Source organism: Tenacibaculum aquaeponti (assembly GCF_052084715.1).
Classification (GTDB): Bacteria; Bacteroidota; Bacteroidia; order Flavobacteriales; family Flavobacteriaceae; genus Polaribacter.
The window spans coordinates 3,617,389-3,630,980 of the sequence record NZ_CP197288.1 but is presented as its reverse complement, the minus strand read 5'-3'; the positions used below and the strand labels follow the sequence as shown (position 1 = coordinate 3,630,980).

General features: G+C 31.0%; 17 protein-coding genes. 14 read left to right on the top strand and 3 right to left on the bottom strand.

Annotation, left to right across the window (positions count from 1 at the left end; translation table 11 throughout):
* Window positions 1-208 precede the first annotated feature (208 nt).
* Complete coding sequence (locus tag ACSIGC_RS16585) at window positions 209-1,081, top strand: helix-turn-helix domain-containing protein (RefSeq protein ID WP_442265889.1); 873 nt, start codon at window positions 209-211, stop codon at window positions 1,079-1,081.
* 220 nt (window positions 1,082-1,301) lie between these two features.
* Window positions 1,302-3,512 carry a beta-glucosidase BglX gene (gene bglX, locus ACSIGC_RS16580; RefSeq protein WP_442265888.1) on the top strand — a complete coding sequence of 737 codons (2,211 nt, stop codon included), beginning with the start codon at window positions 1,302-1,304 and terminating at the stop codon, window positions 3,510-3,512.
* A 136-nt stretch (window positions 3,513-3,648) separates the two neighbouring features.
* Here bglX and ACSIGC_RS16575 read toward each other — a convergent pair whose 3' ends face one another.
* Entirely contained in the window at window positions 3,649-4,359 is a 711-nt protein-coding gene (locus ACSIGC_RS16575; protein ID WP_442265887.1) for a S24 family peptidase, read from the bottom strand.
* A gap of 492 nt (window positions 4,360-4,851) precedes the next feature.
* Between ACSIGC_RS16575 and ACSIGC_RS16570 the strand changes: the two genes are divergently transcribed.
* The 5 genes from ACSIGC_RS16570 (at window position 4,852) to ACSIGC_RS16550 (ending at window position 6,530) form a co-directional block, all read left to right on the top strand.
* Window positions 4,852-5,016 carry a hypothetical protein gene (locus tag ACSIGC_RS16570; RefSeq protein ID WP_299682998.1) on the top strand — a complete coding sequence of 55 codons (165 nt, stop codon included), beginning with the start codon at window positions 4,852-4,854 and terminating at the stop codon, window positions 5,014-5,016.
* The gene (locus tag ACSIGC_RS16565) at window positions 4,991-5,242 is read left to right on the top strand and encodes a hypothetical protein (RefSeq protein WP_299682996.1); all 252 of its coding nucleotides are present in this window, start codon (window positions 4,991-4,993) and stop codon (window positions 5,240-5,242) included. The genes ACSIGC_RS16570 and ACSIGC_RS16565 overlap by 26 nt, the downstream gene beginning before the upstream one ends.
* 17 nt (window positions 5,243-5,259) lie before the next feature.
* Window positions 5,260-5,907 carry a DUF3164 family protein gene (locus ACSIGC_RS16560; RefSeq protein ID WP_442265886.1) on the top strand — a complete coding sequence of 216 codons (648 nt, stop codon included), beginning with the start codon at window positions 5,260-5,262 and terminating at the stop codon, window positions 5,905-5,907.
* A gap of 205 nt (window positions 5,908-6,112) precedes the next feature.
* Window positions 6,113-6,247 carry a hypothetical protein gene (locus ACSIGC_RS16555; RefSeq protein ID WP_299682990.1) on the top strand — a complete coding sequence of 45 codons (135 nt, stop codon included), beginning with the start codon at window positions 6,113-6,115 and terminating at the stop codon, window positions 6,245-6,247.
* An 85-nt stretch (window positions 6,248-6,332) separates the two neighbouring features.
* Window positions 6,333-6,530: a hypothetical protein gene (locus ACSIGC_RS16550; protein ID WP_442265885.1), complete on the top strand. Its 198-nt coding sequence runs from the start codon at window positions 6,333-6,335 to the stop codon at window positions 6,528-6,530.
* Here ACSIGC_RS16550 and ACSIGC_RS16545 read toward each other — a convergent pair.
* Together ACSIGC_RS16545 and ACSIGC_RS16540 are read right to left on the bottom strand one after the other, a co-directional pair.
* Window positions 6,527-6,985 (bottom strand): hypothetical protein, encoded by a 459-nt coding sequence (locus tag ACSIGC_RS16545; protein WP_442265884.1) that lies wholly within the window; start codon window positions 6,983-6,985, stop codon window positions 6,527-6,529. The genes ACSIGC_RS16550 and ACSIGC_RS16545 overlap by 4 nt on opposite strands.
* A 19-nt stretch (window positions 6,986-7,004) precedes the next feature.
* A complete protein-coding gene (locus ACSIGC_RS16540) occupies window positions 7,005-7,298 on the bottom strand; it encodes an oxidase (protein WP_442265883.1) in 294 nt (97 codons plus the stop codon).
* Window positions 7,299-7,579: 281 nt separating this feature from the next.
* On the opposite strand from ACSIGC_RS16540, the gene ACSIGC_RS16535 reads away from it, so the two are divergent.
* The 7 genes from ACSIGC_RS16535 to ACSIGC_RS16505 all read left to right on the top strand — a co-directional run bounded on the left by ACSIGC_RS16535 (window position 7,580) and on the right by ACSIGC_RS16505 (window position 13,588).
* Window positions 7,580-8,029 (top strand): N-acetylmuramoyl-L-alanine amidase, encoded by a 450-nt coding sequence (locus ACSIGC_RS16535; protein WP_442265882.1) that lies wholly within the window; start codon window positions 7,580-7,582, stop codon window positions 8,027-8,029.
* A 9-nt stretch (window positions 8,030-8,038) separates the two neighbouring features.
* Complete coding sequence (locus ACSIGC_RS16530) at window positions 8,039-8,533, top strand: hypothetical protein (RefSeq protein ID WP_442265881.1); 495 nt, start codon at window positions 8,039-8,041, stop codon at window positions 8,531-8,533.
* Between the two features lie 4 nt (window positions 8,534-8,537).
* Window positions 8,538-9,707, top strand: a complete 1,170-nt coding sequence (locus tag ACSIGC_RS16525; RefSeq protein ID WP_442265880.1) for a DUF2586 family protein — start codon at window positions 8,538-8,540, stop codon at window positions 9,705-9,707.
* Between the two features lie 43 nt (window positions 9,708-9,750).
* Window positions 9,751-10,176, top strand: a complete 426-nt coding sequence (locus tag ACSIGC_RS16520; protein ID WP_299682975.1) for a hypothetical protein — start codon at window positions 9,751-9,753, stop codon at window positions 10,174-10,176.
* Window positions 10,177-10,368: 192 nt separating this feature from the next.
* Window positions 10,369-10,659 (top strand): hypothetical protein, encoded by a 291-nt coding sequence (locus tag ACSIGC_RS16515; protein WP_442265879.1) that lies wholly within the window; start codon window positions 10,369-10,371, stop codon window positions 10,657-10,659.
* A gap of 179 nt (window positions 10,660-10,838) precedes the next feature.
* Window positions 10,839-13,016: a hypothetical protein gene (locus ACSIGC_RS16510; protein WP_442265878.1), complete on the top strand. Its 2,178-nt coding sequence runs from the start codon at window positions 10,839-10,841 to the stop codon at window positions 13,014-13,016.
* Window positions 13,016-13,588: a DUF6046 domain-containing protein gene (locus tag ACSIGC_RS16505; protein WP_442265877.1), complete on the top strand. Its 573-nt coding sequence runs from the start codon at window positions 13,016-13,018 to the stop codon at window positions 13,586-13,588. Before ACSIGC_RS16510 ends, ACSIGC_RS16505 begins: the two co-directional genes overlap by 1 nt.
* The last annotated feature ends 4 nt before the right edge of the window (window positions 13,589-13,592 follow it).

The following is a 13,592-nucleotide window of genomic DNA, read 5'->3' as shown; positions in this document are numbered from 1 at the left end:
GATCAAAAAGCAATTTCAAAACATATTAATTAACATAATATCAAAATGTTTTGATACACTTTTAGCTACAAAAATTATTGTTTAACACAAAAGTATATCCAATATTAACTAATCGTTAATATAATTTTGTCATTCATTAATAATTTTTTAATATTATTGAACCATAAAAATTACAAACAATACAAAAACAAGCGTAAAATTTTACAAAATGAATAAAAACATCCACAGAGAAATCACACAACTATCTCCCTCAGATAGCTTTTTAGTTTACTATAGAATTAAAGATGATTTTGACTTTCCGATTCATTTTCATCCCGAATACGAATTAAACTTCATACACAAAGGCTCTGGAGTAAGAAGAGTCATAGGTGATCACATAGGAGAAATAAGCGACTATGAACTTGTTCTTGTAGGCCCTAATCTACCGCATTGCTGGGAACTACACAACTGTAAAGAAAAGGAAATACACGAAATAACAATACACATACACAATGATCTACTTGACGAAAAACTACTATCTAGAAGAGTTTTCAAATCAGTAAGAGATATGCTCAACAGATCTATTCACGGCATTTCATTTTCCGAAAAAACAATTAAAGAAATCATGCCTAGACTACTTGAACTACCTAAAACATCTGGAATAGACTACTTTCTAGAATTCATTTCTATACTTCATGATTTATCAATTTCTAGAAATCAAAAACTTCTATCCACATCTTTTTCAAACTACAACGATTTTGAAAATAGTGAAAAAATCAAAAAAGTATACGAGTATGTTCAAAACAATTTCAGTAGAAAAATTTCTTTAGACGAAATCTCTGAACTAGTTAACATGACTCCAGTCTCCTTCAATAGATTCATTAAAAAAAGAACAGGAAAAACCTTTGTATCATATATAAATAACACAAGAGTTAGCTACGCAAGCAGACTTTTACTTGAAACAGATTTAAGCGTTGGTGAAATCGCATATAAATGTGGATTTAACAACCTAGCTAACTTCAACAGAATGTTTAAAAAAATAAAAAACAACACCCCAAGTGAATTTAGATCAGAATTTAACGGAATACAAAAAGTTTTGTAATACTTTTTCATCATTTAAATAACAAAAAAATATTAAATAATTAAAAAAAATATCAAATTTTGATCATTTGAGTAAATTAATTAATGGATTTGTAGCTTAATTTTACACCACTTTTCTAAAAATACAGATCACAATGAAACATCACCTGAGAAAAACTACAATATATTATATGTCTTCTATATTTCTTTTTGGATGTTCTTACAAAAAAAACAATAACTCAATGATTGATACTAAAAACGAAACTATAAAAGAAAGAGTAGATTCTTTACTTTCTAAAATGACCCTTGAAGAAAAAGTTGGTCAAATGAATCAATACAATGGTTTTTGGGATGTTACAGGTCCAGTACCCGAAGCTGGAACAGCTAAACTTAAGTTTGAACACCTTAAAAAAGGATGGGTAGGATCTATGCTAAATGTAAGAGGCACCGAAAACGTAAGAGAAGTACAAAGAATAGCTGTGGAGGAAACAAGATTAGGAATACCTTTAATTATAGGATTCGATGTAATTCACGGATACAAAACACTAGCTCCAATACCTCTTGCCGAAGCAGCAAGCTGGGATTTAGAAGCCATTGAAAAATCAGCGAGAATAGCAGCAATAGAAGCTTCTGCTTCTGGAATCAACTGGACTTTTGCCCCTATGGTCGACATCTCTAGAGATGCTAGATGGGGAAGAGTTATGGAAGGCGCTGGAGAAGACCCTTATTTAGGATCAAAAATTGCGAAAGCTAGAGTAAAAGGTTTCCAAGGAGACGATTTATCTAAAAATAACACAATAGCAGCATGTGCAAAACACTTTGCTGCATACGGATTTTCGGAAGCTGGAAGAGACTACAACACCGTAGACATTGGAACTTCTACCCTTTACAATTCAGTACTACCTCCTTTTAAAGCTGCCGTTGACAGTGGAGTAAAAACACTAATGAACTCCTTCAACGAACTTAATGGAGTTCCTGTAACAGCCAGTAAATTCTTGCAAAGAGATATTTTAAAAGATAAATGGGGATTTAATGGCTTTGTAGTATCCGATTGGGCCTCGATAAATGAAATCATTATCTGGGGACACGCGGAAAACAAAAGACAAGCAGCAAAACTAGCATCAATCGCAGGATCTGACATGGACATGGAAGGTTACGTTTATATTAGAGAACTTACTAAATTAGTTCAAGATGGCATCGTTAAAGAAGAATTAATAAACGATGCCACTAGAAGAATTTTAACTGTTAAATTTGAATTAGGCCTATTTGATGATCCTTACAAATATTGTGATCCAGAAAACGAAAAAAATAACATTGGAAACAAAGAACATCATGATGCTGTTTTAGACGTTGCAAAAAAATCAATTGTTTTATTAAAAAACGAAAACAACCTACTTCCTCTTAAGAAACAAGGACAAAAGATAGCCTTAATCGGACCATTAGCAGACGAAAAAAACAGCCCCTTAGGAAGTTGGAGATTAGGCTCCGATGACAATACTGCCGTTTCTGTTCTTGAAGGAATGCAAAAATATAAAGGAAATACACTTTTATTTGAAAAAGGCCTAAACTTAACAGAAGAAAAAACTTCTTTTACCCAGCAAGTAAAAATAAACACAACAGATCGTTCAGAAATTAAACAAGCTGCTATCACCGCTAAAAATGCAGATGTAGTTGTTCTAGTTCTTGGAGAACACGGATTCCAAAGTGGCGAAGGAAGAAGCAGAACTGAATTAAACCTACCTGGACTACAACAAGAATTACTTGAAGAAGTTTATAAAGCAAACAAAAATATTATTTTAGTATTAACCAACGGTAGACCATTAACTATAGAATGGGCTGATGAAAATATCCCTACAATTGTAGAAACATGGCAACTAGGAACTCAGTCAGGAAATGCAATTGCTAGCGTTCTTTATGGAGACTACAATCCTAGCGGAAAACTTCCAATGACTTTTCCAAGAAATGTTGGACAAATCCCCATATACTACAACTACAAAAACACAGGAAGACCTAAAGAAGAACCTAATGTTTTTTGGTCTCATTATATCGACTCTAAAAACACTCCTCTATACCCATTTGGACATGGTTTAAGCTACACTACATTTAAATACAGCAACTTAAAAGTTCACGGAGAAATATTCAACATTAAAGACACCGTAAAAGTAACTGTAGATTTAAAAAACACAGGTAAGTTTGACGGAAAAGAAGTCGTTCAATTATACATAAGAGATCTGGTAGGAAGTATAACAAGACCAGTAAGAGAATTAAAAGGTTTTGAATTAGTTAACTTAAAAAAAGGAGAAAGCAAAACTATTGAGTTTAACTTGTCAAAAAAAGAACTTGGTTTTTTTAACAATGAAGGAGAACACGTAATAGAAGCTGGAAAATTTCTAGTTTTCATTGGAGGGAGCTCAACCACAACTCTTGAAAAAGGATTTGAACTCACTGAATAAGAAAATTTAAATTAATTTGTTTTTGGCATAATTTATGCTTACATTAAAGTACAGTACGGAAGACGTTCTGTACTTTTCTTTTTCATAGCAATTTTCCCACTCATTTTTTAATGAGTGGGTTTTTATATCACCAGAACTAAGCCATAGAATTCATTCTAACAGAAGCCTTAACCAAAGCCATAGCCCTAATTTTAGACATGTTAATATCTTTAGGTTGATGATGCTTGTTTTGAGACACTAACTTAATATAATCTTCACCTTTTTCTGATTTTTGGATATATTTCACACTTATAAATTCTTCACCAGCAACCTCTACCGATATTAAATACATTTCACCCCAAAAAATCTCTGATTGAAAATCATAAATTTGCTTATACGCCACAATATCACCACTTTTTAACAACGGATACATACTATCTCCAGTCACAAAAACCGCCCCATCACATTTAGGCAAATTAGGAATATTTAAAGTCCCAACAGGCTGAGTATCGCCATGAGATTGAAACAACTCCACTAAACCCGCAGCCGCTTCTACATTATATAACGGCACTGATTGCTTACCAATAGCATGATCTGTCTTTAATTTAAACACATTGTTTGCTACAACCTCACTATCTACAACCAAATCAGACTTAACCAACATCTCACCTTTTCCTGTTAACAACCACAAAGAATCAAAATGGGGATAATTTTCAATTATCTTAGTCAACCATTTACTTTGTATATCTGTCTTATTATTAAAAGCTCTACTTAGAACACCTTTACTTGCTCCTATTTGCTTTTCAAGAGCTGTAATTTTAATATTCTCATGATCAGCCAAAACCTTTATTCTATCTATAGTACCCATAATAATTTACTTTTATTCATATTCAACTTTTAAGAACAAACATAACCCTACTTATCCATAAGCCAATATAGCGCTATTTAAAATTACACTTAAAAACTTTACTCTAATTTATTCAGGAATTCTCGGGGGAAGTATCAAAAAAAATAAAATTTAATATAAAAAAAAGAAATAATTTTCTTCCTAAAGTTTTTTTATTGAAAATTATCAACTATATTTGTCATGAAATAATCAACTAAACAAATATAAAGAAATAAAAATCACTAAAACAAGATTTTAAAGTAAAAATAATTGAAAATTATCATTTTAATCAATTCTTCCAAGAATACTAAGAAAACAGGTTGAATTATTATTATAATAAAAAATTATAAAAAGTAAAAGAGATTCAAATTAAACAAAAACAAAACACAAATGAAAAAAGAAGAAAATTATCACTTAAAAAATATTCTATGAAAAACTTCCTTTTAAAAAACAGTTATACTAAAAACAAAATGTATGAAAACACAAAAAAAACTCCAAAAACGCATAGAGGAATACGAACTCATGCTAGCTCAGAACTTTGATGATGAAATTTATGCAGCATTATTAAAGGATAAAAATGAAATTGAATTAGAACTTAAAAAAAACCAAAAAAATGAGATTAAGAGAAATAGAAAATAGAATTAAAGAATTAAGAAACGCTATTGCTTATAGTAGAAACGAACAAAAAATTATGACTATTGGAGAGGGAATTTGCTGTAATCTCGAAATAGCTTCATGGTTTAGGGTAATGGACGGGCAAAGCTCTCAACCCAAATATACTGTTAGCGAAATTGTAAACGATAAGGTATTAGATATTAATGATTGCATTATAGAAGAAAACTGGATTAAACCTGAAATAATTTAAAAAAGAAAAAAAAGCTTATGAATGCCGCGATTAACCTCGACACATTAACTGAACATCAATTAGTAGCTGCTTTAGCAAAAAAACAACAAGAAAGAAAGTTAATTTATCAAAACAAAAGAGCTCAATTAGAAAAAGAAAATGAAAACTTTTGTAGTAAAACAGCTGAAAAATTTGCGATTCTTTCTAATCAATTAAAACAACTTAAAGACGAAACCATTAGAGAAGCAAATAGATTGTATAAAGAAATGTATAATTTAAACGGAAGACAACCAAAAGAAGTAAAATCATTCTCTAGAAAAAACAAAGAAGGCAATATAATGGTTACTGTAGATTATCAAGAACGTATAGAGTTTACAGAAGAAGCTAATGTTCATATTAATGCTATTAAAGAAATCTTTAAAAATAAGTTTGCAAACCGAAACAAAGGTTTATACAACATTTTAGATGGCTTGTTAATTAAAGGAAACAAAGGTGAATATGATCCAAAGTTATTAGCAAAAGCTCGTAAACAAGTTAAAGATATGGGAGACGAAAAACTAATTGAAGAATTTGAAAAATTAAGTGATTGCCAACGTGTTTCCGGGTCTTCTAAATACTGTCGCGTAAAGACTAGAGATGAAAACAATAAGTGGAAAGACATTAACATTCAATTCTCTAGTTTGTAAACCTTATGGAAAATTTCAGGCTTATTGTAATTGGTATTTCTTGTATTACATTACTGATTACAGTTGTTTTGATACAACTAACCTCGATTGACGTGAGTATGCTTCTAAAAATTCAAGCTAATACAGCTATGATTATGATTTGCGCAATAGTAATTCATTTTCTTTTAGAAGAAAAAAACAGTAAAAATAACTCTCAATAAAATCTATGGAATCTCAAAATTATTTAAAAAAGAAAGGAAAGAAAGCGTTAAAACTTGCTAAGGAAATAGAAAAAGACAAACTTAGTCAAGGCGCTAAATACAAAAGATTGAATAATAAAACAATTATTTTAAAAGATTAAAAACCAACTCGAAAGACTGTGTAAATAAAACTTTCACAGTCTTTTAAAACTTTACTACAAACCTCCATTTATAAACGAAATATCTATGGCAAGAAATAACAATTTAATTGTACTGAGAAATCAAAAAGTAAAACAACGTTTTAGTCAAATTTCAAATAAATATCCTAAATGGAAATACGACGCAGTATTAGAAACTTTATCTTTAGAGTTTTTTATAAGTAAACGAACTATCTCTGCAATATTAAATAATGAAGGCGCTTATAAAAGCGCCTTTTTAAACTAGTTTAAAATATAGTTACCAAGCTCAACTCGCTTTCTAATTTCAGTTGAAAATGAAATTTTGAAAGCGGGTTTTTCATATATAAAGCTCAAATCTTCTTCACCTGTTTGTGATAACTCTGAGAAGAAGCTTCCAGTAGCTCCATGCAACTTATCTACAGTTTCATCCATTATAGTTAAAATCTCCAAAGAACTAGGTTTATTTTTATCTAAGATATCTGTGTTATTAAACTGTTTAAAAAACACATAAACATCCACTACTGCTCTACCCTCAATAAAATCAACCGTCATTTCTTCATAATCAATCTTACTTATAGAAATGTAAACAGCTGGAAAATTAGTTATCCCATTTGCCTCTTCATCAGAAAACTGTCCTTTATAAATATCAATAATTTGAAAGAAATTCATGTTTTCCAACCTAGATGATAGCTCATTAAATATTTCTACTCTTACACTCATAATTACTTTTATTTTTTAATTATACTTCTTTATAAGGAGCATCTACAATAATATCTCCTGCTTGATTAAAATCCAATTGCTTTACTTCCATACCATCATATTGAAAATTTCTTCTGATTTGAGTAATAACATCTCTTGGATTTTCATCATTTAACATATTTGAAATTCCAACTCCTATTTCTGGATATTCTTTATATTCTCCTTTTTGAGCCAAAATAATATGCTCTTGATGTTGTAATGTAGCATCTGTAACTACAAAATCTCCGTTTACAATTAGTAAATCACCTGTTTCGTCTAATTTAAAATCATTCATATTTTTTTTAGTTTAAATTCTGATACAAAGTTGCTTTAACTACATGGATTTTTAAAACCCAAAATCAACCATTGCGAATCGAAATACAATCATTGTAAATCTACCTGCAAACACTGATAATCAAGTTGTCAGAACTCTAATTCCGTCCCATCTTTGCATCGTCAAACAACTCGAACGAAGTATAAAAACTATACTATTATAGAGTCACCAAAAGGCAGTTCACCTCTTCTTATGAATGAGGGAACTGCAAACCCTTCGGGGGAATTAAAAAAGAAAAAAGAATGAGAGAAATTAAACACATTGTTATTCATTGTACCGCTACTGTTGCAGGAAAAAAGTTTACAGCTAAAGATATTGACTTATGGCATAAAGAAAGAGGCTGGAAAGGAATAGGATATCATTATGTAATAGGATTAGACGGAACTATAGAAGAAGGAAGACCAGAATATAAAATCGGCGCTCATGTTAAAGGACATAATAGAAACTCAATCGGAATTGTATATGTCGGAGGTTTAAATAAAAGGCTTTCTCCAAAAGACACAAGAACAAGAAAACAAAAAAGAGCCTTAAGAGAATTACTATCAATATTAAGAGAAAAATATCCTCAAGCAAGAATTTTAGGACACAGAGATTTTTCTACAGACATAAATAAGAATGGTATTATAGAGCCTTTTGAATTCATAAAAGCTTGTCCATGTTTCGATGCTAGAAAAGAATACTGTAACCTTTAAAAAATAAAAATGAAGAGAAAAATTAAACTCTTAAGCTGTTTAATACTTCTCTCTCTTTTAATCAACTCTTGTCGAAGTTTTAAAAAGCTACCAGCAACACAAAACACTATTAAAATTAAAGATTCAATATATAAAGAATCTCATACAATAGACACCATTGTGATTGCCAGGAAAGCTGACACTGTAAAACTTAGAGAGACTATCAATAAACTTACTGAAGAAGCTATTGTAAAACGCTCAAACTACACCAAGCTGAGCATTAAAAGAGTGGGAAACACTATTGAAGCTGAATGTATTGCTGATGAACTAAAAGAACTTTTAGAATTACAGAAAGAAATTATAAAACACTATAAAGAAATTAATCAACAAAAACAGGAAACTATTGTGATTCCACAAAAATATATACCTGAACTGTTGAAACCCCTGATTTGGATTGGTGGAATTGTACTAATCCTTTTCCTAGGAGGAACGATTGTGAAATTTGTTAAACCAAAAATCCTATAAAAAAATGAATGGATTACCTAAAGTAAAAATTAATGTAAACAATGATGGTTTAGGGCAAGTAGCTCAAACCGAAGATGGCGTATCTGCTATGATTTTAACAGGAACTTCTGTTTCTGGAGGCGCTCAAGTTGGAGAATCATTTCAAGTATTTAGCTTAGACGAAGCTGAAGCAGCTGGTATCACATCAACTGCCAACCCTTATGCTTACAAACACGTACAACAATTCTATCAAGAAGCTGGCAATGGAGCTGAGCTTTGGTTAATGTTAGTTGCTGATGCTGTTTCTATGGAAGATATGGTTTCTTCAGACGAAAACTACGCTAAAAAATTATTAGATGATGCTAAAGGAGCTGTTCGCTTAATTGCAGTTTCTAGAAAATCTGATGGTTCTGCAACTATTGCAAATGGTGTAGATGCTGACGTTGATAATGCTGTAGTAAAAGCTCAAGCTTTAATTGAAAGTTATGCTGACAAATACAAAGAAGCTTCTGTTATTATTGACGGAAAAGACTTCAATGGAACGGTTGCTGACTTAAAAGATTATTCTACTTCAGATCAAGAATTCGTTTCTATCCTTTTATCAAACACAGACGGAAGTAAAAACGCTGCTGTAGGTTTATTATTAGGTAGATTAGCTAAAGATCCTGTAATGAGAAACCCAGGTCGTGTAAAATCTGGATCATTACCTGCAATTGAAGGTTTCTTTACTAACGAACAAGCTATTGAAGAATTAGAAAACGCATGGGATAATATCCACAATAAAGGATACATCTTTTTAAGATCTTTCGTAGGTCGTTCTGGATATTTCTTTAATGATGCTCCTACTTGTACTGTTGCTAGCGATGATTTAAACAACATCACAAGAGTTCGTACAATTTACAAAGCAAGACGTGTTGCTTATGGAGTATTTGTTAACGAAATCTTAGATGAAATTCCATTAGAAGCGAACGGTAAAATTGCTCCAGCTTTAATTAAGAGTTGGGAAGGTTTAGTAGACAATGCAATTAATTTAACTATGACTCAAAATGGTGAAATTTCTGCTGTTAGAACTTTTATCGACCCTGCTCAAGATGTATTAGCAACTAATGAAGTAAGAGTATCATTAGATATTTTACCCGTAGGATATGCAAAATATATCACTGTTGAACTAGGCTTTACTACTAGCTTATCGTAACCCCCTTAAAACTAACGTTTAACTTATTAATAAAATTTAAAAAATGACTTTTGATAGTAAAAGCCCTGAATATCGTTGGGCAGATGTACAAATTGTAATGTTAGGAAGAGTTCTTACTCGTGTCCGTGGAGTAAAATTTTCTGTAAAAAGAGAAAAAGAATATTTAATGGCAAGAGGAGAAGATCCTCACGCTATACAATATGGTAACAAAACTCCAGAAGGAGAATTAACATTATTACAAAGCGAAGTGGAAGCTTTACAATTATTATTAGCTCCAGAGGAAGATTTAACAGATTTACCTCCATTCGACATCACTGTTTCTTTCGTAAGAAACTCTGCTCCAGATAAAATTGCAACATATATGTTAAAAGGAGTAGAATTCACTGAAGATAACAGAGAATTAAAACAAGGTGATAAATTCATGGAAATCACTTTACCAATCATGTATTTACGCAGATTAGCTGCATAAACACCAACACTCGGTAATTAGTGTTTGTGAACAAAAGATTAGTTTTTTAGCTAGTGTATTTGTTTCATTCTTCAGGAGCAGGGCTAATAATATGTCCTTTATTAGAAAGCCTTGCTCCTTTCTTCAACAAACACTTTTACCAAAACAAGATTCAAAAACACAAATACTTTAAAACTATAAACATTTAATATTATGAAAATTAATAAAGAACAAATCAACAGCTGGAAGCAACAACACGGAGAAGTATTCGAAGTAGCCGTAGATGGTAAAAAAGGATATTTAAAAAAACCAGATCGTAAAACCCTTTCATATGCTATGACAAATGCACAAACGAATCCTTTAGGTTTTGCTGAAGTAGTATTAGAAAACTGTTGGTTAGGCGGAGACGATGATATTAAAACTAATGATAGTTTATTCTTCGCTGCTGCCGGACAAATTGACAAATTAATTGAAATAAAAGAGGCTGAGCTAAAAAAGTGCTAGAGGGTGCCCAAGGGGACCCGAAACATAACTGGATTACTTATGTAGATACACTTATGCAGTATCATTTAAATATTGAACCCTCTGTCCTAACCGATAAACAATGGGCAGAGAAGTTTAAACAATTAGAAGATATTAGACAAAAAGAAGCTAAAGCCGCAAGTTAAAATCATATTATAATCATGGAAGAATTACTTAAAGTACTAAAAGAACTAAATACAACCTTCGACAAAATAGTACAACCTATTTCTGAAACCATTGATAAAATAGAGAAGTTAGACGAAAATGTTAAAGAAGCTTCTAAAAACACAATCTCTTATCAAGAACATTTAGATAATTTAAAAAGCGGCTTTAGTGATATTCAAAAAGCCGCTTCAAAAACCCAGGAAAGTTTTAAAAACTTTACTGGAATTATAAGCAAAACTTTTGATCCTGTAAGAAAAGGAATTAATAAAACTGCAGAATCTATAAACGAAGTATACAATAATATTGCAGGGTCTGTAAACAAAAAATTTAAAGAAATTACAAACTTTGTAGATTCGAATTCAAAAAGAGCTGCCGATCTTATCAATAAAGGATTCAATAAAGCTTCTTTAGGAGTAGAGTCTTTTATTGAAAACTCTAAAAAACAATTTAAAGCATTAAGCTTTGCTGCTCTTTTTACATTAGGAACAGAAGGTATAATAGATAGCCAATTTGTTACTCATCTTATAAATTTTGGAAAAACAATTTATAATGTATCAACACAAATTAAAAATTTCTCAAGTGGTGTAGCTAGCTATATTTCTGAAGGTGTTAATAATTTAACAACTGCTTTATCAAATAAAATACAACCTCTAGCAGAAAAAACTTCAAAATTTTTCAATAGCTTAATTAACTCTTTACCTGGAAAAAGTGTAGTATCAAATATTGTAAAAATATTTGCTAATGGAATTGCAAAAATTGGTGGTGCTTCACTTGGATTAGTAGGCAAAGGATTAGCTTCATTAGCTAATACTGCATTAGGAGCAGCAAAAAAAGGAGCAAATGTAGTTTCAAAAATTATCTCTGCACCTTTTAAACTGATAAAAGCTACTGTTGAAAAATATGGTAAATTTAAAGCTAAATATGAAGCTTTTCAAAAAAAGTACGCTGTTCCTTCTCTAAATTTTAAAGGAATAAAAACAAAGCTAAAGTCAACATATGATAAAATTAGCAAGTTCGTTAAAAAATTTGGCGACAAAAAAAAACTAGCTAACCTTAACAAACTTTATAAAAAAGAGCTAAGTAGAATTACAAGTGTTTTTAAACCAGTCGCTAACAAACTAATTGATTTTGCTACGGAATTCGTTAAAGGCTTTAAAACTATATCTAAAGCAGCTGAACCAATAATTAGTATGATTGTTAATCTTGCAGGTACAGTAGGCGGATTTTTAAGAGCTATGTTCGGATTAAAAGAAGGAACTTCTGCAGCAGCTGGTGCAATAAGTATTTTTAAAAAAGTTTTAGATTTTTTAGTAACTCCAATCTCATACATAGCATTAGGACTAAATACTCTATTTGAAGTGCTAAAACCCGCTGCTCCAATAATTGGAGCCGTAGCTGGAGCTTGGTTAGTTTGGAATATTATCATGGGACTTAGCCCAATTACATGGATCGTTCTTGGTATTGTTGCTTTAATTTCCGTAATAGCCATTGTTATAAAATACACTAAAGGTTGGGCTACAGCATGGCAAGGTTTCAAAGACATATTAAGTGCAGTTTGGAGTCAACTAAAAGAAAACTTTAGTTTTTTCATAGATTCTATCGTTTACGGTTTTCAAAAAGCTTGGTATAACGTTGTTGACTTTGGACAAAGAGCAATTCAATATGTAAAAAATGTTGGGGCTGCTATTAAACTTGCTTGGAATGGAGATTTTTCTGGAGCACGTGATAAATTGAACGAAAAAATCACAACTGAAGCTGAAATCAAACTCAAAAAAATTGAAGAAGAAAGAAAGCAAAGAGTAAACGATTTTAAACAAAAAACAGCATCTAATGCATTACAAGCTCTTAACGGAGTAAGAAAAATGGGAAGCCTTTCTTTTGACTCAAAAGGATTTAAAGCCGACCTAAAGAAAATGCAGAAAGGTTTTAAGTTTCCAGATAAAGCTCCTACAAGTTCTACAACTAATAATACAACAACTCAAGGCATAAGTAACATTACTGATGGCGGCAAAAAACAAACCCATATTAATGTTCATTTTGATCGATTAGTTGAAAATATGGTTATTCAATCTGAAAACTTAAAAGAAGGAACTAACGATATGGAAGACATGTTAATTAAATCACTATTACGTGTTTTAAATTCTGTAAATCACATGCAAACAAATAATTCGTAATGATCAATATTTTTAACATTAGAGACTTTACACAAAAAGCTCATAATAAATCAGGAAAAGAGTTTGATAAATCTTTATTAAAGCAAAGTTTAAAAAACAAAAACTCTATTGGAACTGCTAGAATAGGTAGAACACATTTAGGAACTCCATTTTTTATGGATGTTGAAATTGGAGGAACTCGATTACCAAATGAACCTCTACTAACATTTAGCACTCAAAAAAGAATAATTCAAACTGTAGTTGTTGGTAGTCAAAACCGTGGTACAGTTAAAGAATTAATAAGTGCTAATGATTATAAAATTAAAATTGAAGGTGTTTGTATAGAACCTGGCAAACGTGAATATCCTACAGATCAGGTTAATAAAATCATAAAGCTTTGTCAACAACAAGAAGCTTTAGAATTAAAAAATGATTTAGCTCAACTATTTGGGATAGAAAAAATTGTAATAACAGGATATAGCATTGACAAAATGCAAGGTCAACCCTACTCTCAAAGATACACCATAGATGCAATCAGTGATGATGATTTCTTTGCTGAATTAAATAACAGAGATAAATTACTTTCAAAATAAAAAG

Excerpts from the sequence above, each read along its gene's own strand:
- ACSIGC_RS16525 (WP_442265880.1), top strand. The coding sequence starts at position 8,538 with ATGAATGGATTACCTAAAGTAAAAATTAATGTAAACAATGATGGTTTA.
- ACSIGC_RS16535 (WP_442265882.1), top strand. The coding sequence starts at position 7,580 with ATGAGAGAAATTAAACACATTGTTATTCATTGTACCGCTACTGTTGCA.
- ACSIGC_RS16565 (WP_299682996.1), top strand. The coding sequence starts at position 4,991 with ATGAGATTAAGAGAAATAGAAAATAGAATTAAAGAATTAAGAAACGCT.
- ACSIGC_RS16585 (WP_442265889.1), top strand. The coding sequence starts at position 209 with ATGAATAAAAACATCCACAGAGAAATCACACAACTATCTCCCTCAGAT.
- ACSIGC_RS16505 (WP_442265877.1), top strand. The coding sequence starts at position 13,016 with ATGATCAATATTTTTAACATTAGAGACTTTACACAAAAAGCTCATAAT.
- ACSIGC_RS16545 (WP_442265884.1), bottom strand. The coding sequence starts at position 6,985 with ATGAGTGTAAGAGTAGAAATATTTAATGAGCTATCATCTAGGTTGGAA.
- ACSIGC_RS16530 (WP_442265881.1), top strand. The coding sequence starts at position 8,039 with ATGAAGAGAAAAATTAAACTCTTAAGCTGTTTAATACTTCTCTCTCTT.
- ACSIGC_RS16560 (WP_442265886.1), top strand. The coding sequence starts at position 5,260 with ATGAATGCCGCGATTAACCTCGACACATTAACTGAACATCAATTAGTA.
- ACSIGC_RS16555 (WP_299682990.1), top strand. The coding sequence starts at position 6,113 with ATGGAATCTCAAAATTATTTAAAAAAGAAAGGAAAGAAAGCGTTAAAA.
- ACSIGC_RS16515 (WP_442265879.1), top strand. The coding sequence starts at position 10,369 with ATGAAAATTAATAAAGAACAAATCAACAGCTGGAAGCAACAACACGGA.
- ACSIGC_RS16540 (WP_442265883.1), bottom strand. The coding sequence starts at position 7,298 with ATGAATGATTTTAAATTAGACGAAACAGGTGATTTACTAATTGTAAAC.
- ACSIGC_RS16510 (WP_442265878.1), top strand. The coding sequence starts at position 10,839 with ATGGAAGAATTACTTAAAGTACTAAAAGAACTAAATACAACCTTCGAC.
- ACSIGC_RS16575 (WP_442265887.1), bottom strand. The coding sequence starts at position 4,359 with ATGGGTACTATAGATAGAATAAAGGTTTTGGCTGATCATGAGAATATT.
- ACSIGC_RS16570 (WP_299682998.1), top strand. The coding sequence starts at position 4,852 with ATGAAAACACAAAAAAAACTCCAAAAACGCATAGAGGAATACGAACTC.
- ACSIGC_RS16520 (WP_299682975.1), top strand. The coding sequence starts at position 9,751 with ATGACTTTTGATAGTAAAAGCCCTGAATATCGTTGGGCAGATGTACAA.
- ACSIGC_RS16550 (WP_442265885.1), top strand. The coding sequence starts at position 6,333 with ATGGCAAGAAATAACAATTTAATTGTACTGAGAAATCAAAAAGTAAAA.
- bglX (WP_442265888.1), top strand. The coding sequence starts at position 1,302 with ATGATTGATACTAAAAACGAAACTATAAAAGAAAGAGTAGATTCTTTA.